The organism is Deinococcus sp. JMULE3 (genome assembly GCF_013337115.1).
In the GTDB taxonomy this organism is placed as follows: Bacteria; Deinococcota; Deinococci; order Deinococcales; family Deinococcaceae; genus Deinococcus.
In genome coordinates this window covers 1,273,751-1,295,279 of sequence record NZ_SGWE01000004.1, presented here as the reverse complement: position 1 = coordinate 1,295,279, position 21,529 = coordinate 1,273,751, and the positions used below count along the sequence as shown (strand labels likewise).

24 protein-coding genes and 1 tRNA gene are annotated in these 21,529 nt (G+C 69.4%); 7 read left to right on the top strand and 18 right to left on the bottom strand.

The window, feature by feature from the left end; genetic code table 11:
• Positions 1-33: 33 nt before the first annotated feature.
• Positions 34-1,248: a hypothetical protein gene (locus tag EXW95_RS09160; protein WP_174367191.1), complete on the bottom strand. Its 1,215-nt coding sequence runs from the start codon at positions 1,246-1,248 to the stop codon at positions 34-36.
• Between the two features lie 123 nt (positions 1,249-1,371).
• Between EXW95_RS09160 and EXW95_RS09155 the strand changes: the two genes are divergently transcribed.
• On the top strand, positions 1,372-2,631 hold the full coding sequence (locus EXW95_RS09155) for an aminotransferase class V-fold PLP-dependent enzyme (protein ID WP_174367190.1): 1,260 nt from the start codon (positions 1,372-1,374) through the stop codon (positions 2,629-2,631).
• 75 nt (positions 2,632-2,706) lie between these two features.
• On the opposite strand, the gene EXW95_RS20595 is transcribed toward EXW95_RS09155, so the two are convergent.
• Genes EXW95_RS20595 through EXW95_RS09135 form a run of 4 tightly spaced genes read right to left on the bottom strand, consistent with a single transcriptional unit; the run spans position 2,707 to position 5,624 of the window.
• Positions 2,707-3,585 carry a TM2 domain-containing protein gene (locus tag EXW95_RS20595; RefSeq protein ID WP_254605566.1) on the bottom strand — a complete coding sequence of 293 codons (879 nt, stop codon included), beginning with the start codon at positions 3,583-3,585 and terminating at the stop codon, positions 2,707-2,709.
• A gap of 40 nt (positions 3,586-3,625) precedes the next feature.
• A complete protein-coding gene (locus EXW95_RS20590; RefSeq protein WP_174367189.1) occupies positions 3,626-4,417 on the bottom strand; it encodes a methyltransferase domain-containing protein in 792 nt (263 codons plus the stop codon).
• A complete protein-coding gene (locus EXW95_RS20585) occupies positions 4,414-5,007 on the bottom strand; it encodes a hypothetical protein (RefSeq protein ID WP_174367188.1) in 594 nt (197 codons plus the stop codon). Before EXW95_RS20585 ends, EXW95_RS20590 begins: the two co-directional genes overlap by 4 nt.
• 53 nt (positions 5,008-5,060) lie before the next feature.
• A complete protein-coding gene (locus tag EXW95_RS09135; RefSeq protein ID WP_174367187.1) occupies positions 5,061-5,624 on the bottom strand; it encodes a hypothetical protein in 564 nt (187 codons plus the stop codon).
• A gap of 48 nt (positions 5,625-5,672) precedes the next feature.
• Between EXW95_RS09135 and EXW95_RS09130 the strand changes: the two genes are divergently transcribed.
• Both EXW95_RS09130 and EXW95_RS09125 read left to right on the top strand, forming a co-directional pair.
• Positions 5,673-6,122, top strand: a complete 450-nt coding sequence (locus tag EXW95_RS09130; RefSeq protein ID WP_174367186.1) for a GNAT family N-acetyltransferase — start codon at positions 5,673-5,675, stop codon at positions 6,120-6,122.
• A gap of 279 nt (positions 6,123-6,401) precedes the next feature.
• On the top strand, positions 6,402-6,995 hold the full coding sequence (locus EXW95_RS09125; protein WP_174367185.1) for a site-specific integrase: 594 nt from the start codon (positions 6,402-6,404) through the stop codon (positions 6,993-6,995).
• Positions 6,996-6,997: 2 nt separating this feature from the next.
• On the opposite strand, the gene EXW95_RS09120 is transcribed toward EXW95_RS09125, so the two are convergent.
• The 3 genes from EXW95_RS09120 to EXW95_RS09110 all read right to left on the bottom strand — a co-directional run bounded on the left by EXW95_RS09120 (position 6,998) and on the right by EXW95_RS09110 (position 8,525).
• Positions 6,998-7,630: a hypothetical protein gene (locus EXW95_RS09120; protein WP_174367184.1), complete on the bottom strand. Its 633-nt coding sequence runs from the start codon at positions 7,628-7,630 to the stop codon at positions 6,998-7,000.
• Between the two features lie 254 nt (positions 7,631-7,884).
• Entirely contained in the window at positions 7,885-8,310 is a 426-nt protein-coding gene (locus tag EXW95_RS09115; RefSeq protein WP_174367183.1) for a hypothetical protein, read from the bottom strand.
• A 140-nt stretch (positions 8,311-8,450) separates the two neighbouring features.
• A tRNA-Thr gene (locus EXW95_RS09110) sits at positions 8,451-8,525 on the bottom strand.
• Between the two features lie 107 nt (positions 8,526-8,632).
• On the opposite strand from EXW95_RS09110, the gene bshB1 reads away from it, so the two are divergent.
• On the top strand, positions 8,633-9,361 hold the full coding sequence (gene bshB1, locus EXW95_RS09105; RefSeq protein WP_174367182.1) for a bacillithiol biosynthesis deacetylase BshB1: 729 nt from the start codon (positions 8,633-8,635) through the stop codon (positions 9,359-9,361).
• Positions 9,362-9,371: 10 nt separating this feature from the next.
• Here the strand turns inward: bshB1 and EXW95_RS09100 are convergent, their stop codons facing one another.
• On the bottom strand, positions 9,372-10,370 hold the full coding sequence (locus tag EXW95_RS09100) for a ParA family protein (RefSeq protein WP_174367181.1): 999 nt from the start codon (positions 10,368-10,370) through the stop codon (positions 9,372-9,374).
• Positions 10,370-10,825 carry a peroxiredoxin gene (locus tag EXW95_RS09095; RefSeq protein WP_119672771.1) on the bottom strand — a complete coding sequence of 152 codons (456 nt, stop codon included), beginning with the start codon at positions 10,823-10,825 and terminating at the stop codon, positions 10,370-10,372. The genes EXW95_RS09100 and EXW95_RS09095 overlap by 1 nt, the downstream gene beginning before the upstream one ends.
• Before the next feature lie 190 nt (positions 10,826-11,015).
• Between EXW95_RS09095 and EXW95_RS09090 the strand changes: the two genes are divergently transcribed.
• The 3 genes from EXW95_RS09090 (at position 11,016) to EXW95_RS09080 (ending at position 14,660) form a co-directional block, all read left to right on the top strand.
• A complete protein-coding gene (locus tag EXW95_RS09090) occupies positions 11,016-12,110 on the top strand; it encodes an acyl-ACP desaturase (RefSeq protein ID WP_174367180.1) in 1,095 nt (364 codons plus the stop codon).
• Positions 12,111-12,375: 265 nt separating this feature from the next.
• Positions 12,376-13,290 carry a polysaccharide deacetylase family protein gene (locus EXW95_RS09085; protein ID WP_174367179.1) on the top strand — a complete coding sequence of 305 codons (915 nt, stop codon included), beginning with the start codon at positions 12,376-12,378 and terminating at the stop codon, positions 13,288-13,290.
• Positions 13,287-14,660, top strand: coding sequence for an MFS transporter (locus EXW95_RS09080; protein ID WP_174367178.1), 1,374 nt, complete (start codon positions 13,287-13,289; stop codon positions 14,658-14,660). The genes EXW95_RS09085 and EXW95_RS09080 overlap by 4 nt, the downstream gene beginning before the upstream one ends.
• Positions 14,661-14,720: 60 nt before the next feature.
• On the opposite strand, the gene prmC is transcribed toward EXW95_RS09080, so the two are convergent.
• The 8 genes from prmC to EXW95_RS09045 all read right to left on the bottom strand — a co-directional run bounded on the left by prmC (position 14,721) and on the right by EXW95_RS09045 (position 21,464).
• Entirely contained in the window at positions 14,721-15,560 is an 840-nt protein-coding gene (gene prmC, locus EXW95_RS09075; RefSeq protein WP_371809987.1) for a peptide chain release factor N(5)-glutamine methyltransferase, read from the bottom strand.
• A gap of 132 nt (positions 15,561-15,692) precedes the next feature.
• Positions 15,693-16,274: a protein jag gene (locus EXW95_RS09070; protein ID WP_174367176.1), complete on the bottom strand. Its 582-nt coding sequence runs from the start codon at positions 16,272-16,274 to the stop codon at positions 15,693-15,695.
• Positions 16,275-16,317: 43 nt separating this feature from the next.
• Positions 16,318-16,803 carry a low molecular weight protein-tyrosine-phosphatase gene (locus EXW95_RS09065; protein ID WP_174367175.1) on the bottom strand — a complete coding sequence of 162 codons (486 nt, stop codon included), beginning with the start codon at positions 16,801-16,803 and terminating at the stop codon, positions 16,318-16,320.
• Entirely contained in the window at positions 16,796-17,170 is a 375-nt protein-coding gene (locus EXW95_RS21340) for a DUF418 domain-containing protein (RefSeq protein WP_371809986.1), read from the bottom strand. The genes EXW95_RS09065 and EXW95_RS21340 overlap by 8 nt, the downstream gene beginning before the upstream one ends.
• The gene (locus EXW95_RS21335) at positions 17,095-17,742 is read right to left on the bottom strand and encodes a hypothetical protein (RefSeq protein WP_371809985.1); all 648 of its coding nucleotides are present in this window, start codon (positions 17,740-17,742) and stop codon (positions 17,095-17,097) included. The genes EXW95_RS21340 and EXW95_RS21335 overlap by 76 nt, the downstream gene beginning before the upstream one ends.
• A 309-nt stretch (positions 17,743-18,051) precedes the next feature.
• On the bottom strand, positions 18,052-19,230 hold the full coding sequence (locus EXW95_RS09055) for a cytochrome P450 (RefSeq protein ID WP_371810179.1): 1,179 nt from the start codon (positions 19,228-19,230) through the stop codon (positions 18,052-18,054).
• On the bottom strand, positions 19,218-20,657 hold the full coding sequence (locus EXW95_RS09050) for an NAD(P)/FAD-dependent oxidoreductase (RefSeq protein ID WP_174367173.1): 1,440 nt from the start codon (positions 20,655-20,657) through the stop codon (positions 19,218-19,220). The genes EXW95_RS09055 and EXW95_RS09050 overlap by 13 nt, the downstream gene beginning before the upstream one ends.
• Positions 20,658-20,747: 90 nt before the next feature.
• Positions 20,748-21,464: a hypothetical protein gene (locus EXW95_RS09045; RefSeq protein ID WP_174367172.1), complete on the bottom strand. Its 717-nt coding sequence runs from the start codon at positions 21,462-21,464 to the stop codon at positions 20,748-20,750.
• Between the last annotated feature and the right edge of the window lie 65 nt (positions 21,465-21,529).

Here is a 21,529-nt window from a genome sequence, read left to right as displayed (position 1 = left end):
GGATGGGCGGGTGCGTCCGGAACGAGGGAAGGTTTACTGGGCCAGCAGCGTGCTCAGGTCCTTCAGGGCGTCCGGCAGTTTCTTCTCGATCAGTTTGCCGTCGCGGACGTACTTCACGGCCACCTGATCGCCGGGCTGCAGGTCCATGTCTCCCCCGTCGGCCAGCGGGCCGAAGGCAGTCACGACGGCCTTGCCGTTGAAGGTCAGGGCGGCGTTCACGGTCCCGCCGATCTTGTCCAGGGCGTTGGGGGCGCTCATGGCCTTCTCGCTGAATTCCAGGTTGCTCAGGTCACGCAGATACACGTTCAATTCGGTCTTGTGGCTGGGGATGTCCAGCATGCCGGTCAGGTCGGCGCGGGTCGGCGTGAACGTCAACGCGTTGCCGCAGCGGTCGCTGGTGGTGCCGGTCACGGTCAGTTTCATGCTGGCCGCCGCCTTCTCTTTGGTGGTCGCGTACTGCGCCGAGCCGCTGAGCAGCACGTCCTTCTCGGTCCAGGCGTACGTCAGGTCCAGTTTGGCGGGGGCGTTCGTCTCGCGACCCGCCCAGCCGCTGAGGGTCAGCGCGGTGGGTCCGGCGGTGTTCAAGCAGTCGCCGGGCGTCATGCTGAACTTCAGGCCTGCCACGGTCTTCCCAGAGATGGTGACGCTGCCGGTTGCGTTGGTCGGCACTTCCTGCTGAAGGGGGAGTACCTGCCCGGTGCTGGAGTCGTACGTATACCCGTTGTTCACCCAGACGGTCGGGGCACCACCGACCTTCCAGCTGGTCTCGATGCGCACGCCGGATTGCTCGTCGATCTGCACGTAGCCGTCCCTGGGCAACTCGGAGTACTGGTAACCGCCGTTGCGGGTGTACGTGTGCGTGCCGGTGGCCAGGGCTTCCTGCACGGCCCCCATGGCCTGCGTGGTCACGCGCCCCTGGCCGCCGAGGCCCTGCACGAAGTTCTTCCCGAACGACGCGGCGCCGCTCAGGTCCAGGCTGTTCGGGCGGACGGGCGCGCTGCCCATGCCGAGCAGCCCCAGCAGGGGTTTGAGGTCGGCGTCCATGTTCGGGCTGTTCGGGTCGGTCATGGCGACCAGCTGCTTGGCGGCGCTCTGGGCGGTGCCCGTCACGTCCTGCACGTCCAGGCTCTGACCCACGACGGGCGCAGCGGGTTCCTTCTGGGCAGGATCGGTGGGGGTGCGGCCGGTCCGGTCGCAGGAGGCGAGCAGCAGGGCGCCGACGGTCAGCAGGGCAGCGGTACGTTTCACACCGCCACCTTAGAGAACCTTCACGCGGTTGTCGTCCGCATGTGACGCACACCCCCGGCGGGTCATCCGGGCGGGTCGGACATGGCCCGCGCGTGCGCGGGCGGCGCGGCGTAGCGTGGGGGCATGAGCGACACGCCGGCCGACACCACGCACCCGCAGGGGTGGACGTATGAGACGACTGCGGTGCACAGCAGCATTCCGCGTGGGCTGGGGCAGACCATCGGCTTCCCGATCCACGCGGCGGCGGCGTTTCAGTTCGACACGCTGGAGGAAGCGCAACTGGAATTCCAGCAGAACACCGGCCTGAGTTACGCCCGCCTGCAGAACCCCACGGTGCGCGCCCTGGAGGACCGCATCACGACCCTGGAGGGCGGCGTGGCGACCGTGGCGGTGGCGAGCGGGCAGGCGGCGACCCTCACGGCGATCCTCAGCGTGTGCCGCGCCGGGGATCACGTGGTGTCGGCCAGCAGCCTGTTCGGCGGGACGACCGGGATGCTGAGCAACATCCTGCCCTTGATGGGCATCACGGCGACGCTGGTGGACAACACCCCGGATGCCATGCGGGCCGCGATGCAGCCGAACACGCGACTCGTGTGGGCGGAGATGATCAGCAATCCCGCCGGGGACATCGCGGACATCCGCGCCTTTGCGGACGTTGCCCATGAGCACGGGGCGCTGCTGGCGATCGATAACACCTGCGGCGGCGTCGGCTTCCTGTGCCGCCCGCTGGAGCACGGCGCGGACATCGTCAGCCAGTCCCTGACCAAGTGGGCCGGGGGGCACGGCAGCGTCCTGGGCGGCGCCGTCACGGTCGGGACCGGGCACGACCTGACCCGCAACCCCATCTACACGGACGGCGGCGAGCAGAGCATCCTCCGCGTGCGGGGCGACGCGGCCCTCGCGTGGCGGCAGCGCTGGTTCGGCGCGCACCAGCTGGGCATGACCCTCGCGCCGCACAGCGCGTTCCTGATCGCCCAGGGCCTCGAGACCCTCGCGCTGCGCCTGGAACGCGAGAGCGCCACCGCCCTCGCCCTGGCGCAGTGGCTTGAAGCGCACCCGAAGGTCGGGAAGGTCAGCTACCCCGGCCTGAGCAGCCACCCGCACCACCACCTCGCGCAGACGTACCTGCGCGGCGGGCAGGGCGCCGTGCTGACCTTCGAGGTGCCGGACCCCAGCGCGTTCCTGTCGCGCGTGCGCGTGCTGCGCATCGCCCCGAACCTCGGGGACGTCCGCACGCTTGTCGTGCACCCCTGGACGACCACGCACGGCCGCGTGCCCGAACCCGCCCGCCACGCCGCCGGGGTCACCCCCACCACCATCCGCATGAGCGTCGGCGTGGAAGCCCTGCGCGACCTCCAGGCGGACATCGAACAGGCGTTGTAACGTCGAAGGTCGACAGTTGATGGTTGATGGAAGGGGCTCCCCTCTCTCAACCATCAACTTTCAACCGTTCACCCCTTACAGCCAGGCTTTCTTGCCGCTGATGTACTCGCGCTGGAAGTCGGCGTCGCTCTTGGTGAAGTAGATGATGCCCTCGACGAGGCCGAGCAGACTGACGAGCATGGGCACCAGGAAGAACACGGCGCCCACGATGATGAACGACCCGATGATGCCCAGGATCCACCCGCCGATGGTCGCGGCGAGCATGATCACGCCGGGCTGGGTGTTGCCCAGGTAGAACTTGTGCACGCCCAGGCTGCCCAGGAAGATCGCCAGGAGGCCCGCGATGAGTTTCTTCTGGGCCACGTCGCCGCTCTGGACGCCCTGCGTGAACTGGTTGATGGCCTGCCGCGCCTGCCGTTCCAGATCGTCGAAGTTCCCACTCTGACTGGGCGCGTGGTGCATCGGCGCGGGCCCCTGCGGAATGCTGGGGTTCTTCGCGCCGCCCGTGGCGCGCGCCACCCAGTCGTCGTCCGCTGTCGGGCGGGGTGGGGGCACGACCGTCGGGGCGGCCGGGGCGGGCGGCACGTGATGCGCGGGCTGCGGCTGGGGCTGCGGGGTGTGCGCGGCGCTGCTCCCGGCCACCTGATCCACCCACGAGGGCGCGGCAGGGCCGGGCGGCGTGCTGGCGGTTCCCGCCGCGGCGTCCACCCACGATGGGGCGGGCGTGGGGTCAGCGGGCCGGGCGGGTGGGGTGGCCTGACCCGACCCGGCCACCTCGTCCACCCAGGAGGGCGCGGCGGCGCGCGGGGTGGCGTCCGGGATGCGCAGGTCGTCCGCCCCGGCAGGCTTCGGAGTGGGAGTTGCCGGGCTGGTGCTGGACCCGCCGAGCACCTCGTCCACCCACGACGGCGCGTTGCTGGAGGCGTCGGGTTGCTTGTCGTCCGGATTGGTCATGCCCCACAGTACGCGATTCCCACGGGGGCCGTTTCATCCGTCAGACGGTGGCGACGTGCCCGGACGCGACGATGACGGGCAGCGGCACAGCCAGCGGCCCCCCCTCGAACAGCGGGGTGAGGTCGGCGTGGTGCGCGGCCTCCAGCGCCGCCACCTCCTGCGGGGGCAGGGACGCCAGCGGCACTCCCTCCAGCCCCGCGCGGATGTCCGCCCAGCGCGCCCCGACGTCCGGGAGGGTGTACGTCAGCGGGTGCAGATGTGCCTGCACATCGGTCAGTCCTGCCGCGCGCAGCACGTCCGCCAGGGCCTCCGGCGTGGGCAGGCGACCCAGCGGCGGCGCGCCCGGCTTCAGGCCCACCCCCGACAGACGCGCCCGCCACAGGCCCGGCAGCGGCCCCAGCAGGCCCGCCCCGAAAGACGACACCACCACCCGCCCGCCGGGCCGCACCACCCGCGCCCACTCGCGCACGCCGCCCGGCATGTCCGGCAGGAAGAACACGCCCGCCGCGCACACCGCCACGTCGAACGCGCCGTCCGGGAACGGCAGCGCCGCCGCGTCCCCCCGAATGAACTCCGCGCCCGGCACCCGCCTGCGGGCCTGCGCCAGCATGCCCACCGACACGTCCACCCCCACCACGCGGCCCGCGCGGCCCACGACCTCCGCCGCCACCGCGCCCGTGCCGGTCATGACGTCCAGCACCGCCTCGCCCGGCTGTACGCCCGCCGCGTCGGCCACGAACCGGGCCGCCTGCGCCAGGAATCCCACCTCGTCGTACCGCTCCGCCACGGCGTCGAACAGCGCCTCGTTCGCGTGCACACGGTCGCCGGTCACGTCTCGATCCTCAGGGTCGCCACGCCCGCCCACGCGCCGCGCGGCAGGCGCACCACGTCGATCAGCAGCAGCGCCACGCGCCCTGCCGTGACCGTCACCAGCCGCCCATCCGCGCCCAACGCGAACAGCGCCGCCGCCGCGCGGATCGCCTCCGGCTCGCCCGGCGCGTAGAAGTCCGCCGCGTTCCCCTCGGCCTCCCGCCGCGACAGGCGCTCCGCGAGCCGGAACGCGGACGGGACGACCTCCACCTCGACCTCCCCGGTCGGCAGCGGCAGCAGCCCCAGCCAGTCCACGCGCGCCAGTTCCTCGGGCGTGAACGCGCGCGGCAGCACGAACGACACGAACGGCGCGTCCGTATCGCTCGACTCGGTCAGGCCCCCCAGCGCCGACACCAGCGAGGCCGCGAACGCCACGCCCTCCTGCACGCCCGCCCCGTCCACCGGCGGACCCGGCTGACCCTCCCACCCGAACACCCCGTCCGGCGACAGGCGACCCGCCACCACGACCGGCGACACCGACCCGTCCGCCCGGTACGCCACCAGCCGCTCCAGCTGCACCCGCCCGTTCAGATCCCCGCCCGGTTCCGTCATGCCGACACTCTGCCGCCTGCGCCCCGCTCAGTCCAGTGAAGATCGACGGCCACTCACAGGGCATCACCGAAGAAGCCGCACAGGGTCGCCACGCCGCGCGACAGGGGCGTCAGCATCCACACCCGCTCCGGGTCGCCCAGGGTGCCGGGCCGGTCCTCGCGGGCGAGCAGGCCCAGGCCCGCCAGCCCCGCCAGCGCCCCCTCGAATTCCAGCCGCGACCAGCCCAGCGGCACGCTGCCGCGCATCGGCAGGGCGTCCGCGAACGGATCGATGGGGTCGAGCAGGTCGAACACCTCGCCCAGCGCGTCCATCTCCCGCGCGGACAGCCCCTCCACGATTCGCAGGGCCTGGAAGCGGTCCGGGGTGGGGGAGGGGCGCAGCAGCGCGCAGCCCGCCAGCGCCCGCGCGATCAACGCCAGCTTCCCGTCGGACTCCGCGATCTCCGCCGCGCGGTTCGCCTGCACCACGTTCGCCCGGAACGCCGCCGACCGCACGTACGCCACGTCCACCCGGTCCGCCCCCAGCCCCGCCAGGGCGTCCGCCAGCAGGGGCGACAGCCGCGCCGACACCGGCACATCCAGCCCGCCTAGCACCGCCAACCCCAGACCTTCCCGCATCCGCCCACTCTACGGCCCCAAAGCACAACGGCATGGCACAGTGACCCCATGCCCACCCTGCGTCCCTACCAGCCCGGCGACCGGGCCGCGTGCCTGCACCTGTTCGACGCGAACACGCCCCACTCCTTCCTGCCGGAGGAACGCCCCGACTTCGAAGGCTGGCTGGACGGAGCAGAAGGCCCCGCCGAGTACCTCGTCATGGAAGACGCGGGCGACATCATCGCCTGCGGCGGCCTGTGGTTCAGCCCCGACCCCGCCCGCCCCGCCGGGTTCGCGTGGGGCATGGTCCACCCCGCCCGGCAGCGGCAGGGCCACGGCCGCACCCTCGCCCAGGCCCGCCTGGACCGCCTGCGCGCCCTGGGCGTCCCGCACGCCACGCTGGACACCAGCCAGCACACCGCGCCGTTCTACGCCCGCCTGGGCTTCCGCGAGGTGAAGCGCACCCCCGACGGCTACGGCCCCGGCCTGCACCGCGTGGACATGATCGCCGACCTGTAAACGGAAAAACCCCCGCCGAAGCGGAGGCTTTTCTGTGGAGCCAGAGGTCGGATTTGAACCGACGACCTACTGATTACGAACTGGGCAGCCCTGATTTTCTGTACGTCACTGCTCATATTGCTAAGTGTCTGCATTTCTCCTACTGGACAGCGTTTCTAGTCGCGTTCGGTATAGGTGTTTCACTTCTGGTCACTGGGCTTTACTGATGCGGTAGCGCATGCGTAGCGCACGAATAGCGCACGGACGCATTACGTCCATTACGTTGCGAGGTTCATTGAGGTGGCCCAGCAAGACCGGCAAGGCATGGTTTTGGTGTTCATGGTGTCGCTGGGCCTGAGGCGCGGTGAAGCGTGTGGGCTGCGCTGGGCCAACGTAGACCTTGAGCAGCGTCAGTGCCGCATCGTGGAAAATCTGGTCACGCTGGAAGGCAAGCCGCATGTCAGCACGCCCAAAAGTGTCAATGGGCGGCGCACTGTCCCTCTCTCTCAGGAAGCGGCGGCCCTGCTCAAGGCCTGGCAGTCAGCCCAAGCTGAAGAGCGGGCTATGGTGGGTGAAGACTGGCAGGACACCGGCTACGTGTTCACGACACACAAGGGCACACACCTTCACCCGGACAACTTGACCCGCGCCTTGAATCGACTATGTGAGCAGGCTGGGCTGCGCCGCATTCGCGTGCATGACCTGCGCCATACGTATGCCAGCCTGATGCTCAGCCGTCAAGTACCGCTGGAAGTGGTGAGTAAGCAACTGGGTCACTCGAGCCCGGCCTTCACTCTCGGTACTTACCGGCACGTCAGTCAGCAAGAACATTCAAAATACGCGTTGAATATTAGTGATGTTATTAAAGCGTCCGTGCGGCACGATATTAATTAGCCCTATGATATCTGCGCTGACCCATTAATTACTAGTTCTGCTACAAATCTCAAAATAGGAATTTCTTTTGTTAGGGAAATATCATCCTTGAATGGCGTATATTTAAATTTATCACCGTCTTTACTATGAACTATTGCATTTCTTGTAGAGTATATTCTTAGAGCTAGATTTTTGTGAACATTTTCTAGATCGTTGAAGTCCACCCTTTTGCCTTTGCAGAAACCCACCTCATTTGAGCGGTAATAGTCTAAGAGATTTTCGTCATAATCTCTTACCAGATCAGCTAGTTCTTGGGAATTTGGAACAAATTTTAGTAATGTCAGTCTCAGTGCCTCTATTTCGCTAATTTTTACGGACTCTCCCGTAAACGAGCGATTTTTGATTGCTATTTTGACTAGGTCGTTGATGTCTCTATCTCTCTTATATGAGAATGATTCGGAAGTGATTTTATCTTTAATCTTTTTGATAACGTCTTCACTAAAAATATGTTCAAAAAAGTGTTCTATTACATGATAGAAAGAAAGGTATTCAAGAGTTGGGCTATCAGCTGAAATTCCTAACTGATAATGATAGACCAAGTCAGGGTGATATTGTCTACGTGGTGCTACAAGATCGGTGACGGTTGCACGCCTCACTCTACGAATCCTATATGTTCTTATCATCTCATCCGATTGTCTGATCGGCACTAGCGCTATGTTCAGATTATACCCGAGTGAGAATAGGTATGAATTTGAGAAGCTGTTAAGTGCGGCGCTACTATGTTGTTTTGTGGAAATGATTTTAAGCGTTTGAAATCTAATTAACTTTCTAAATAAGTCGAATACCGAAGGTAAGATTTGTGCCTCTCCCCCTGGTTGATCTGCTCTCTCTATCCTATCTAGAGCAAAGCTCACCCCAAACGGTAACATAACGGATCTAAAAATTTGCGGGTCACGGAATTTAAGTAATAAAATAAGATATATTCGTTACTGGCACCTGCAAATGAATAAGATAATTTATTTTCATTATCTTCTATAGTTGGTATTGATTCTCGAAGCCGTCTTCCGCCAGGTGTGCTCGAATGTTCTCTAAGAGGTATCTCAAATGAGTTTTGAGATGATAAAATCATCTCTTCATAAATATTTAGCGATTCTAGGTAGGCAAGGCTCTCTGTCAGCAGATTCTTATTGAGCTGGCATTTAGGGGACCCATCCTTAGAAAAGAGAAAATAATCATTCTCTTCTGTGACGTCTAGGTCAAGGGCGCGTGACATAAGCTGCGATATATCGCTGCTATCAAATTCACCAAAAAAGTCGGGGGGAGTTTGGGGATTCATTTAGACAAATATATGGGCTTTCTGGCGGAAGCAAGTGCTTTTTTGTGGCGGTAGCGCACGGGTAGCGCATGACGCTCCAAAAGGGACCTTTTCCTATTCCAGGGCAAATAAAAAAACGCCTTCTTAGAAGGCGTTTTTCTTGGAGCCAGAGGTCGGATTTGAACCGACGACCTACTGATTACGAATCAGTTGCTCTACCCCTGAGCTACACTGGCGGACTACGGGTCGGGGCTTCCTACGGGAAGCTCAAAAAGTATAGGGAGGGGGGCGGGGGGTGTCAAGGCGCGCGGGCCGGGTGGGGTGGGGGCCTATGCTGCGGGCCATGAGTGACGCGCTGACGGTGTTCGAGACGATTCATGGGCGGGTGCAGCCGCTGGAGTGGCTGGTGCTGGCCCCGCACCCGGATGACGCGGAGATCGGCGCGGGCGGCACGTTGATCCGCTTGGCGCGGGCGGGCCGCGCGGTGGGCATCCTGGAACTGTCGCGCGGGGAGCGGGGCACGCAGGGTTCCCCGGAGGTCCGCGTGGCGGAGTGCGCGCGGGCGGCCGGGATCATGGGGCTGGCGTGGCGGGGGCAGCTGGGCCTGCCGGACGGGGAGTTGCGGGACACGCTGGAGGGCGCGCACGCCCTGGCGGCGGTCCTGCGCGCGGTGCGGCCCCGGGTGCTGGTCGTCCCGCATCACAGGGACCGGCACCCGGATCACTTCGGGTCGTACCACCTGAGCAAGCGCGCGGTGCACCTGGCGCAACTGGCGAAGGCGGACCTGCCGGGCGACCCGCACCGAGTGGGGCGGGTGCTGCTGTACCAGGGGAACGCGGACATCACCCCGAACGTGCTGGTGGACGTGGCGGACGTGCAGGACGTGTGGGCGGCGTCGGTGCTGGCGCACGAGAGTCAGTTCTCTGGCGCGGCCATCTCGGAGACGGTCACGCCGGAGATCGTGGAGCGCCGCCGCGCCCGCATGACGTACTGGGGCACCATGGCCCGCGTCCGCTACGCCGAGGCTTTCGAGGCGGAGGACGCCCTGCTGGTCGACCCGCTGACGCTGTAGGTCGGGGTGTTCAGCGGTTGCCCATGTCCTGTGCCCACTGGCTGAAGGGGCTGGGGGTGCGGGGCTGGCCGCTCAGGAGGTCCTCGATCTCGTCGGCGAGGTCCAGGCCGTACTTGTACGCGCCCTGCCCGGCGACGACGCCGCCGCCGTACTTCTCGCGGTAGTTGGCGGGGGTGCGGTCGGGGGTCATGGCTTCGGCGCTGGCGTTCGTCTGCGGGAGGACGGTGGTGAGGATGGGCGGCGTGCCCTCCCCGGTGGCGTCGAAGGCGCGTTTCAGGTCGTCGGGGAGGCGCTGGAGGCCCTGGCGGTGCTGGGCGCTCTGACTCTGGTACTTGGTGATCAGGACGCCCAGGCAGCGCAACCTCAGGTCGCGGGCGCGGCGGATCTCGGCGATGCGGGCCGCGATCTGCGGGATGCCGTAGGTGCTGAGGCGGTCCGGGATGGTGGGGATCAGGTAGTGGTCGCTGACTTCCAGGCCGTTCTGCGTGACGAAACCCAGGTTGGGCGGGCAGTCGATCAGGACGTAGTCGTACGCACTGAAGGCCGGTGCGACGAACTTCTTCACGGCTTCCATCGGGCCGACCGAGTAGTGCGAGCGGCCCGCGATGTCCTGCATGCGGTCCTGCACGTCGATCAACCGGATGGAGCTGGGCAGGAGGTCCACCCGGCCGTACCGGGTGCCTTCGGGCAGCTGGTCGATCATCTCTGGTGGGACGCGGTTGAGGTTGCTGACGCCCCGGATGATGGCGCGCGTGGCGTCGAAGGTGAAGGTGCCGTCGCCGCGCAGCAGGTCCAGGAACAGGTGCGCGAGGGTCTGCCCGGCCTCGTCCGCCTGTTCCCAGCGCTGCTCGCCGATCAGTGCGAGGGTGGCGTTCGTCTGCGGGTCCAGGTCGAGGACCAGCACGCGTTTCTGTTTCATGAACGCCAGCGTGTCGGCCAGCTGGACGGTCGCGGTGGTCTTGGCGACGCCGCCCTTGAGGTTGATGAAACTCAGGACGTGCGGGGCCATCAGAGCTCGCGGATCTTCGCGAGGACCGCCTCGGGGCGCACGGTGTAGTCCCCGGTCTTCTCCTCGACGTGCTGGTAGCGCACCACGCCTTTCTTATCGATCAGGAACACGGCGCGGCCGCTGATGCCCCGGTCGTCGATGGCGACGCCGTACGAGCGGGCCACGTCGAGTTTCATGTCGGCCAGCAGCGGCACCTCGATGCCGTACTCGGCGGCCCAGGCCTTGTGCGCGTGCACGCTGTCGCGGTTCACGCCCAGCACGACGGCGCCCGCGTCCGCAAAGTCGTCCTGACGGCCGCTGTACTCGGGCAGCTGCATGGAGCACACCGGGCTGAAGTCCAGCGGGTAGAACACCAGCACCACGTGCTGCTGATCGCGGTAGCTGCTCAGGGTGATCTGCTCGCCCGTGGAGGCGGGCAGGGTGAAATCGGGCGCGGGCTGTCCGACGAGGCTCATGCCCGGCAGTGTACCGGGCCCGGGCGGGGGCGCGCGGCGCAGCCCGACACGGTTTCTCATGTTGAACCGAGTCCCGTGATGCGCCTGCCGGGTGGGGGGCGGGCGTAGCCTGACCGGGTACCGTCCCCGCCGTCTGCCCCGCGCAGCTTCCCACGCGGGAGGTCGGCGCGCCATCCGAGGAGGAAAACCCATGGCCGATGTGATGCCCCCCAACATGCTCAACGAGCGCCCCCGCACCCCCGCCGGGCTGCTCAGCAACCGCGAGAAGGACCGCCTGATCGAGCGCGGCTTCCTGGGCCTGTACCGCTGGTACACCGCCCGCAGCCAGGAGACCCGCAACTGGAACCCGGACCGCAGCTTCGACTGGCGCAGCCTGAACAAGAACCTGCCGCCCGAGGTCATCACGGTCCTCGAGGGGTTCTTCGCGGTCGAGCAGTACGCGCCGGACTTCACGAGTAACCTCGTGCACCTCGTGCGGCGCAGCCACGGCCGCTCGCACTTCCAGCTCCGCTGGGGCAGCGAGGAGGAAAAACACGCCGACGCCTGGGAGAACGCCGTGCTGTTCAGCGGCCAGCGCAGCCCGCAGTGGGTCGAGGAATACAAGGACCGCCTGAAATCCCAGACGTGGGAACTGCCGTTCCCGGACGCGATCCACAACCTCGTGTACACCGTGTTCCAGGAGCGTGCCACGCAGCTGAACTACCTGAACATGATGAAGATCGCCCAGGGCAGGAGCGACAAACCGCACCTGAAGGGCGTGTCGGACCCGGTGCTGGCGAAGGTCGCGCAGACCATCGCGGTGGACGAGGCCGCGCACTACAACTTCTTCCTGGAAGGCGTGCGCATGTACCTGTACTACTACCCCGAGCAGACCCTCAGCGCGATCAGGAACGTGATCACCCAGTTCAGCATGCCCGCCGCGCAGCTCGTCCCGAACTGGGAGCACTTCTTCGAGACGGTGTACCGCGCCGGGATCTACGGCCCGCGCGACTTCCAGCGTGACGTGATGCAGGTCGCCTTCCGGAACCTCGGCATCGAGAGCCGCAAGGCCCTGGAGGAAGGCATCCGCCGGACGCGCGAGGTGCCGGATTTCGACGGTGGGAACTTCAAGACGACCGCCATCTGGGACACCTTCGACTACGGCGCAGTGGAAGGCGACGTGCGCCGCCTGCACGTGAAGATCCAGGACTACGAGAAGGAGATCGGCTTCGACGCGATCGACCCGACCGAGTTCATCGAGAACCCCGAGGTGCCCCGCGAAGGCCCCAGCGCCGCCGACGACTGATCCCTACTCCGATTGAACGGTTTGCCAAAATCGTTCAATCCGAGCGGATGCGAGTAGGAGCAAAGCGGGTTCCGGGCGTGGAGTTGGCAACCCGGTGATGTTCCGGGTTGTCAAAGTAACAGACGGAACTCGTATGGAACGCCGCAACTTCTCCCTCTGCCCGCCCCCTGCTCCGGGGCGGGTTTTTCGTCGCGCGGCGCGCGGTGGCGTGGCATGCTGGACGTCACTCCCCCCGCAAGACATCTCATCCCGCAAGGAGACCGGCATGACCACCCCCACCTTCAACCCTGCCCTGGCCGCCCTGGGGTTCAGTCCCGGCGACCGGGTCGTGATCTTCCATGCCGACGACCTGGGCATGTGCGAGGCGACCGTCAGCGGCTGCGCCGACCTGTTCCGTGCCGGGACGCTGGGCAGCGCGTCCGTGATGATGCCCTGCGCGTGGGCGCCGGCCGCCGCGACGCTGGCCCGCGACCTGCCCGGCGCGGACCTGGGCGTGCACCTGACCCTGAACAGCGAGTGGCGTGCCTACCGCTGGGCGCCCGTCAGCACCCGCGACCCCGCCAGCGGCCTGACCGACGCGCAGGGTTTCATGCACGCCAGCGTCGAGGATGTCCGCGAGTACGCCGACCCGGTCGCCGCCCGCGTGGAACTGGACGCGCAGGTGAGCCGCGCCCTGGACTGGGGGATCGAGGTGTCTCACGTGGACGCGCACATGGGCGCCGTCGCGCACCCCAAGTTCCTGGAGGCCTGCCTGGACGCCGCCCTGCCGCGCGGGATCGTGCCCATGCTGCCCCGCCTGGACGAGGCCGGGTGGCACTCGCACGGGCTGGGCGGGGAGGAGGCCGCGCAGATGGCCGCCGTGACCCGCGCGCTGGAGGCGCGGGGCGTGCCGCTGGTGGATCACCTCGTGATGCTGCCGCTGCACGTGGGCGGGGATCACCTGCCGCTGATCGAGGAGCTGCTCGCCGCCCTCCCGGCGGGCCTGACGCACTTCATCCTGCACCCGGCGCGCGACACGCCGGAACTGCGCGCCATCTGCGGCGACTGGGCGGGTCGCGTCGCGAACCACGCGGCGTTCCTCTCGCCGGACTTCCCGGGCATGCTCGCGCGCAGCGGCGTGAAGACCACCACGTACCGCGCGCTGAACGGCGCGCTGCGCACCCAGGCGAGCCCGGCATGACCGCCGTCCTTCCCGACGTCCCGACCGACCTGACGCCCGACACCACCGCCGCGCAGCGCTGGCGGTACGCCGTCATGAACTTCGGGCTGACCATCCCCGCGCAGACCACCAGCTTCCTGCTGCTGTACTACGTGGACCACCTGAAGCTGAATCCCGGCTGGGCCGCGACCGCCATGACGATCTTCGCGCTGTACAACGCCGCGAACAACCCCCTGATCGGCTTCCTGAGCGACCGCACCCGCACCCGCTGGGGCCGCCGCATTCCCTACGTGCGCTTCGGGGCGCTGCCCGCCCTGATCCTGTTCGGGCTGCTGTTCAGCGCGCCCTTCAACGGCACCGACCAGCCGGTGGCACTCATGACGTACTTCGTGGTCATGTTCGTCCTGTGGGAGGGCGCGTCCACTGCCGTCGGCACCGGCTACCTGGCGCTGCTGCCCGAGATGTTCCGCACGTTCCAGGAACGCACCGCCGTCGCGTGGCGCATGAACGCCGTGCAGATCGTCGCGCTGCTCGTCGGGCTGGCCCTGCCGCCCCTGCTGGCCGGCATGCTCGGCTGGACGGTCATGGCCTGGGTGTTCGCCGCGGTGTCCGCCGTCGCCATCTACGCCGGGGTGGGCAGCCTGTTCGAACGTCCGAACAGCCAGGAGCGTGAACTGGGCTTCTTCACGGCCCTGCGCGCCACGTTCACGCACCGCGCGTTCCTAATCCTCGTCACGGCCCTGACCATGCGCTTCTTCGCGACCGGCACCCTGGCCGCCGGGATGGGCTTCTACGTCCGCTACAGCCTGGGAATCGAGGGCGGCGCCGCCACGACCATCCTGCTCGCCGGGGCGTTCGTCACTGCCGGACTGGCGCTGTACCCCTGGCGGACCTTCATCGCGCCACGTCTGGGCCCGCGCGGCACCCTGATGCTGGCCTTCGGCCTGACCGCCGTCTCACTGATCCCGCTGGCCCTCGTGAACTCCCTGGCGGGCGCGGCGGTCACCACCGTGCTGTTCGGCGCGGCCCTCGCGGGCCTGATCCTGATGGGCGACGTCGTCATGGCCGACGTGATCGACGACGACGAACTCCGCAGCGGACAGCGCCGCGCCGGGATGTACTTCGGCATGGCGGGCTTCATCACGACCCTCAGCAGCGCCCTGACCGCCCAGACCTTCGGCGCCGTGACCCGCGCCAGCGGCTACGACCCCAAACTGAGCGTGCAGCCCGACACGGTCGCGGAAGGCTTCCGCTTCTTCATGACCGTGCCGCCCATCACGGGCGCGCTGCTGGCCCTGGCGATCCTGAGCTTCTACCCCCTGCACGGCGCGCGCCTGAATGCCGTGCGCGACGCCCTGGCGCGGAAACGGGCGGTGAGCGCTGAGCTGTGAGGCGAGCCTGGGCCTGAGCTGAAGCGGTTTGCCCAGAGCTCATAGCCCAGAACCCACAGCTCAGCGCCCCGCACCCCACTGCGCGACCACGAACCTTTCCCGGCCCGTCAGATCCGCCGCCGTGTCGGCCGCCCAGCCCTGGGCGCGCAGCTCGGCGGCGAAGGCCGGGGCGTTGCGCGGGTCGAGTTCCAGCAGCAGTCGCCCGCCCGGCACGAGCACGCCGGTCGCCTGCGCGGCCAGCCGCCGCGCGAGGTCCAGCCCGTCCGGGCCGCCGTACAGCGCGAGTTCCGGGTCGTGCGTGACCTCCGGCTGCACGTCCGCGCGGTCCGCATCGGGCAGGTACGGGGGGTTGCTGACGATCAGGTCGAAGGGGCCCGGCACGCCCGTGAGCAGGTCGGCCTGCACCCACGAGACCTCCAGGCCGTTCAGGGCGGCGTTCTCGCGGGCCAGCGTCAGGGCCTCCGGGCTGAGGTCGGTCGCGGTGACCTGCGCGCCGCTGCGGGCGGCCTTCACGCCCAGCGCCAGCGCGCCCGTCCCGGTGCCCACGTCCAGCACGCGCGGGGCCGCCAGGGACGAGAGGGCCTCCAGGGTCAGGTGCAGCAGCCACTCGGTCTCCGGGCGGGGGACCAGCGCGCGGGCGTCGCAGCGCAGCCGCACGCCGCCCCACTCCACCTCACCCAGCAGGTACTGGAGGGGCACCCGCGCCGCCCGCCGCGCGATCAGCGCCTCGAACCGCGCCTCGTCCGCCGGGGCGACCTCTGACGCGGCGCGGGTCAGGAGGGACACGGGCGACAGCCCCAGCGCGTGCAGCATGAGCGCGCGGGCGTCCACCTCCGGGGAGGGAACGCCCGCCGCGTCCAGCCGCGCCGCGCCCCGCCGTAGCAGGTCACGCAGCGTCACAATCACTCCGGTTGAATGGTCGGTGAGGACCATTCAACCCAAGCGGAGCGAGAAGGAGCTGGATGACGTCCGGGAGTGGAGGAAACCACCCGGTGAAGTGCCGGGTGGTCGACGGAACAGACGGACGTCATCTCACCCGTGCCGGGGTCTGATGATCAGGCGGCGGGCGGCGCCCTCGCCGATGGATTCGCTCATGACGTCCGGATGCTCCTTCAGCGCGATGTGAATCACGCGGCGCTCGGCGGGCGGCATGGGCTGCAGCTCGTGCGGTTCGCCGCTCTTGGCGACCTGCACCGCGAGCCGCTCGGCGAGTTTCGTCAGGGTGTCGGCCTGCCGCTTACGGAAGCCGCCGACGTCCACGCGGACGCGCAGGTGCCCGCGGCCCTCCTGCTTGGCGAGGACCGTGTACGCCAGCACCTCGATGGCGCCCAGCGTGCGCCCGTCCCGCCCGGCGAGGCGCGCGGCATGCTCACCGGTGATCTCGGCTTCCAGGGCGTCCTCCGCCTCGCGCACAGTCACGTTCAGGCCCGGGTCGATGCGGGTCACGAGGCCCTGCAGGAAGCGTTCCAGCGCCGCGCGAGGATCTTCCGGCGCGGCTTCCAGCGTGGGGGCGCTGGGGGCCGCGTCGGGAGCGGGCGGCGGCAGCTCGCTCTCGTCCGCGTCGCTGATGCCCAGCCCCGCGAGGTAGTCGTCCAGGTTCGTGCGGTTATCCATGCCCCGCAGTCTAGCGCGCGATTCTCACAGACCTCCCACCCGGTTACCCCCCCAGTTCCCCCGCCGCCGCGCGCCGCGCGAATTCCCGCGCGCTGCGTTCCAGCATCCCGTACATCGCCTCGAAGCCGTCCGCGCCGCCGTAGTACGGGTCCGGCACGTCCGCGCCCGGCGCGAGCGGATCGAAGGCCCGCATGAGCGTCAGGCGCGCCTGCGCGTTCGGGGGACTCAGGCGGCGCGCGTCATGCAGGTTCGAGGCGTCCATCGCCAGGATCACGTCCTGCTCGTGGTAATCCGCCGCGTCCAGCTGCCGCGCCCGGCCGTCCAGGGTCAGGCCGTGACGGGCCGCGACCTCCCGGCTGCGCGGGTCCGCCAGTTCCCCGACGTGCCACGCGCCCGTCCCCGCGCTGTCCACGACCGCCGGGACGCCCGCCGCCTCCAGTTCACGGCGCAGCAGCGCCTCGGCCAGCGGACTGCGGCAGATGTTCCCCAGGCACAGCGCCAGCACCCGCAGCGGCTTCGAGTCAGTCATGCCCACGATTCTGCCGGGCCGCAGGCCCGTACGCCACCCAGCGCACCAGCGCCTCCACCGGCCCCCGCCCGAAACGGGACAGCCACCACGCACTCAGCGGCAACTGCGCCAGGCCCACGAGCAGCGCCAGCGCCAGCGTCTGCGCCGCGCCCCACGCCGCGACCTCACCGCTGTACGGGAACGCCTCGCCCGCCCCGGCCGCCGGGGCGCCCGACACCCAGCCGAACCCCTGATGCAGCCCGTACGGGTAGAAGATCAGCGTCATGACCACGCTCTGCGTGAGGTAGTTCGTCATGGCCATCCGCCCGCTCGCCGCGAACATACGCCACGCGCCCAGCCGCCCCGACGCCGCCAGCAGCCCCAGCACGCCCACGTACCCCAGCGCGCCCGCCAGCCCCCCGCCATGCGGACCGGCAGCGCCAGCGTCCCCGCCGCGTAATCGGCGCGGGTGTTCAGGTACGCCAGCAGCGCGCCCAGCGGCAACCCCAGCCCCAGCCCCCCCAGCGCCAGCCGCCGCAGCAGGGGCCGGTGCTCCTCCGGGCGGGTCAGCAGTCCGGTCTTCCCGGCGGCGGCCCCCAGGCAGAACAGCGCCACCAGCCACGGGCCGTTGAACAGGTTGCCCTGCAAGAGCAGCGGCCAGAACTCGGCGGCGCGCTCCTGCACGTTCGCCCCGTACGTGGGCAGCAGGTCCGGCAGGAACGCGAAGCGCGGCCCGGTGCGGCTGGCGGTCGCGGCGGCCTCCAGCAGCGCCAGCCCCAGCCACCACGCGCCCAGCGCGCCCGCCGTGCCCAGCAGCGCCCGCGCGGACAGCCGCGCCACCAGCAGCAGCGCCAGCGCCAGCGTCGCGTAGTTGCTGATGATGTCCCCGTGCCACACCAGCACGTAATGAAGCGCCCCCACCGCCAGCAGCGCCGCGTGCCGCCGCAGGAACACCCCCACCCGCGCCGCGCCAGGATGCCCGCCGCACCCCACCCGAACAGCATCGCGAAGATCGAGATGAACCGCCCGTTCGCCAGCACGTCCGTGACGACCTGCGCGACGCGGTCCACGCCCACCTGCTGCCACTCCAAGAACCCCGCGAAATCCTGCATGTTCACGATCAGGATGCCCAGCAGCGCCACGCCGCGCAGCACGTCCGGCAGCAGTGCCCGGTCCCGCACCGGCCCGGTCTCGCGCGCTGGCTCCGGCGCGGGCGGGGCCAGATCGGGCGGCAGGAGCGCGGGAGCAGAGTCGGTCATTCCCGGCAGGTTAACGCGGACCGGGGGCCACTGACCGGGCATCACCCGCAGCGGTCACGATCAGCGGCCCGCGCGGGCCCAGCGTCAGGCCCGGCAGCGGCGTCGCGTCGCCCCGCACTGCATGCAGAGGCGGCAGCGCCGCCAGCGTGTCGTGAATGAGCAGCTGCGCGAGGTGCATGCCCAGGCACAGCCGCTCCCCACCGCCGAACGGCAGGTACGCCCAGGCCGGGGGTTTGCCCGCCCAGCGGCCCGGATCGAACTCGGCGGGGCGGTCCCACACCGCCGGGTCACGCCCGGACAGGTACGGGGAGTACAGCGCCAGCGCCCCACGCGGCAACCGTATCCCGTGCCAGTCGAGGTCGCGGCTCAGGCGGCGGCTGCCCATCCAGCCCGGAGGGTACAGGCGCAGCACCTCCCTGAGCACCGCCGCGTGGTGTTCGGGGGCGTGCCACTGCGGATGCTGCGCCAGGAACCAGATCGCGTACGCCAGCGCGTGCGTGGTCGTGTCGTGCGCCGCCGCCAGCGACACCCGCGCCTCCTCCAGCCCGCCCGGCAGCGGGGCCAGCACCGCCAGCAGGTCGTCGTGCCCCCGCCCAGTCAGGCGCGCGTGCGCGAGGCGGCGCACCTCCGCGTCCACCCGCGCGAACAGCAGCGGCCGCGGAATGGCGGGCACCGGGAACGGACGGCGCAGCGGCGCCAGGAACGCGTGCAGCAGCCCCGCGTCGAACTCCCCACTGAAGTACGCGGCGTTCAGCAAATGCAGCACCGCGCCGTCCGCCCAGGCCAGCGCATCGAACTCCCCGCCCGGAACGCCCGGCAGCGCCGCCCGCGTCCGCGCCTGCAGGGCTAGCACATGCGCCCGCCCGAAGCCCGGATTCATCAGCGAACGCCGCCCCGCGTGCCCCGGCGCGTCCGACAGGATCACCCCGCCCGACAGGTACGGCACGATCCGCGACAGGCTCCCCGCACTGCGGAACGTGCCCAGATCCGTCAGTACCGCCCGGTTCCACGCCGCCCCCACCCCCACCACCGCCGGGAGGCCCAGCCGCAACCGGAACACGTCCCCACCCGCCGCGCGCGCCCGCGCCGCGCCCTCCTCGATCAGCGGCAGCGGCGCGAGCGCCCAGTCCTGCAGGTGCCCGTTCCCCGGACGGGTCGGCGGTTCAGGCAGCGTGCTCAGAGTCCGAATGGCCACACCTCCGTCCCGTGCGGCACCTGCCGTCCGTCGAGGTCGTCGAACTTCAGGCCCAGCAGCTGCCCGGCGCCGTTCCAGCCGCTCAGGACACTCAGGGGCACGCCGCCGCCGGGGTGGACGGTGCCGCCCACCTGCACCAGATTCCGCGCGTGCGGCAGCTGCCAGCCGGGGCGGAGGCTGCCGGTCAGGCCGTGCGGGGCGCGGCCGTACAGCGCGCCGCCCTTCGCGGTGCGGGCGTACTCCGCCGGGGACAGGGCCCGCCACTCGGCGACGGGTAGCGGGCCGCCCGGCGTGTCCCGCAGCCGCTCCTGCAACCGTGCCAGCAGCCACGCGCCGTAGTCCTGCGGGCGGTCGGTGACGCCGGGGTCGGGCGGGGCGTTCACGAGCAGGAACGCCCGCGTGCCGTCCAGGTGCAGGTACAGCGTCGGGTCGCGCGGGAGGCCCCCGGCGCGGATGTCCCGCCACTCGCGGGCGTACTCGGCGGGCCAGAAGATGTGATGCGCCTGCCCCCGGTCCTCATTGAGCTGGAGTTGCAGCGCGAAGCCGCTCACGCCGCGCGGGGTGGGTTTCTCCGCACTGCCCAGCCAGGAGAGCGTCAGGGCGCGGTCGGCCGCGCTGACCCAGGCGTCCGCGGCGAAGGCGCCCTGACTCGTATGCGCGCCCAGGATCAGGCCCCCGTGCGCGCTGAGGCTGGTGACGCGCGTGCCGAACTCGAAGCGCACGCCCAGCGCCTCCGCCTGCGCGTGCAGGGTGCGCGCGAGGTCCAGCAGGCCGCCGCGCAGGTGCCACACGCCGTACCCGAGTTCCACCCACGCGATGTTGTGCAGCACGGCGGGCGCGCGGTACGGATCGGCACCCAGGTACGTCGCGAAGCGCAGCCAGAACGGCGTCAGGAACGGCCCGGACCGCACGTGGCGGTGCAGCGGGGACAGCGGCGCGGCCCGCCGCCCCCGCGTCAGCGCGTAGCGGGCCAGCCGCAGCGGGCCGGGGGGCGGCGCGAACAGGAACGTGTCCTGCGCGTCCAGGTACATCCGCCGGGACGACGCGAGCAGCGCCGCGTAGCGCCGCCCCTCGGCGCGGGACAGCTGCGACAGGGTCGGCTCCAGGCTGCCCGCCACGTGCAGCGCCTCGGGCGCGAACAGCCGCCCGCCCGGCGCGTGGTACGTCGTCGTGGGCCGCGCCGCGCTCAGCTCCGGCGCGGGCAGGTCCAGGCGGGCGTGCAGCGCGCGGAACACCTGCGGCATCGTCACCACCGTCGGCCCGCTGGAGAACTCGGTCAGGCCCAGCGCGGCCTTGCCGCCGGGGCCGTCCAGCGCGTCCAACACCGTCACGCGCGCGCCCGCCCGCGCCAGCCGCAGCGCCGCCGCCAGCCCCGCGAAGCCTGCGCCAATCACCGCGACGTGCTGAGGCGTACGCCTCACGGCCGCGCCCCCTGCGGGCTGATGGTTGAACGGGTCACGACGCAGAGCATAGAGCACCCCCCACGCCCCGCAGGGTCGGAAGCGACACGCTCAGCGGGGCGTGCTGACCGAGTACGCCAGCAGGCTCTCGCGGCTGAGGACCCGCCCGGCCCGCTCCACGCGCAACTCGCCGCCCGCGCGCCCGGCCGGGCCGACGACCAGCACGTACCCGTACCCGCCCCGGTTCCAGCGGTACTCGGCCCGCCCGTCCCGCGTGATGCGCGTGCCGCCCGTAATCGTGACGCCCGGCGTGCCGTCGCGGTTGCGGCTGGCGTACGTGACCCGCCCACCGGCCTCCCACACGATCACGCTGTGTTTCGCAGTGGCGGCCAGCACCGCCGCCTGCGGCACGAACCGGCACGCGAACGACCCGGCGGGCACCCGGAACTCGTTCACGCGCGTCAGGCGGTACGCGGGGTCCTGCACGTTCTCCACGTTGCTGCTGTGCACGAAGAACCCAGGATCGGGTGCGGTGCGGCCCGCGAAGGTCAGCGGCGTGTACACCTGCCCCGCGCCCGGATCGTCCGCACCGACCGTCACGGGTACCTGTGAGCGCACGGCGCCCACCCACTGCGTCAGCGTGCCCGCCCCGGCCCCCGTGCCGGACAGCGCCAGCACCCGCCCGGGCGTATCGCACCAGAAGCGCACCGGCTGCCAGACGCCCGCGCCCACCTGCGCGAACGACGCCTCGCTGAAGCCCGCCGCGGAGGCCAGCGGCAGCGACGACAGGAGCAGGACGGCAACCAGACGGACCCGGTGGGACGACATGCCCCGAGCCTCCGCCCGGCCCCTGAGCGGCCCATGAATCCCCGCCTGCCGCGCATTCAGGAAAG

What these genes read in the sequence shown, in the direction of transcription:
- EXW95_RS09115 (WP_174367183.1), bottom strand. Translation starts at nt 8,310, where the DNA reads ATGAATCCCCAAACTCCCCCCGACTTTTTTGGTGAATTTGATAGCAGC.
- EXW95_RS09095 (WP_119672771.1), bottom strand. Translation starts at nt 10,825, where the DNA reads ATGAGCCTCGTCGGACAGCCCGCGCCCGATTTCACCCTGCCCGCCTCC.
- EXW95_RS09085 (WP_174367179.1), top strand. Translation starts at nt 12,376, where the DNA reads ATGACCACCCCCACCTTCAACCCTGCCCTGGCCGCCCTGGGGTTCAGT.
- EXW95_RS09080 (WP_174367178.1), top strand. Translation starts at nt 13,287, where the DNA reads ATGACCGCCGTCCTTCCCGACGTCCCGACCGACCTGACGCCCGACACC.
- EXW95_RS09065 (WP_174367175.1), bottom strand. Translation starts at nt 16,803, where the DNA reads ATGACTGACTCGAAGCCGCTGCGGGTGCTGGCGCTGTGCCTGGGGAAC.
- EXW95_RS09130 (WP_174367186.1), top strand. Translation starts at nt 5,673, where the DNA reads ATGCCCACCCTGCGTCCCTACCAGCCCGGCGACCGGGCCGCGTGCCTG.
- EXW95_RS20585 (WP_174367188.1), bottom strand. Translation starts at nt 5,007, where the DNA reads ATGACGGAACCGGGCGGGGATCTGAACGGGCGGGTGCAGCTGGAGCGG.
- bshB1 (WP_174367182.1), top strand. Translation starts at nt 8,633, where the DNA reads ATGAGTGACGCGCTGACGGTGTTCGAGACGATTCATGGGCGGGTGCAG.
- EXW95_RS09100 (WP_174367181.1), bottom strand. Translation starts at nt 10,370, where the DNA reads ATGGCCCCGCACGTCCTGAGTTTCATCAACCTCAAGGGCGGCGTCGCC.
- EXW95_RS09070 (WP_174367176.1), bottom strand. Translation starts at nt 16,274, where the DNA reads ATGGATAACCGCACGAACCTGGACGACTACCTCGCGGGGCTGGGCATC.
- EXW95_RS09155 (WP_174367190.1), top strand. Translation starts at nt 1,372, where the DNA reads ATGAGCGACACGCCGGCCGACACCACGCACCCGCAGGGGTGGACGTAT.
- EXW95_RS09090 (WP_174367180.1), top strand. Translation starts at nt 11,016, where the DNA reads ATGGCCGATGTGATGCCCCCCAACATGCTCAACGAGCGCCCCCGCACC.
- EXW95_RS09045 (WP_174367172.1), bottom strand. Translation starts at nt 21,464, where the DNA reads ATGTCGTCCCACCGGGTCCGTCTGGTTGCCGTCCTGCTCCTGTCGTCG.
- EXW95_RS20595 (WP_254605566.1), bottom strand. Translation starts at nt 3,585, where the DNA reads ATGACCAATCCGGACGACAAGCAACCCGACGCCTCCAGCAACGCGCCG.
- EXW95_RS09135 (WP_174367187.1), bottom strand. Translation starts at nt 5,624, where the DNA reads ATGCGGGAAGGTCTGGGGTTGGCGGTGCTAGGCGGGCTGGATGTGCCG.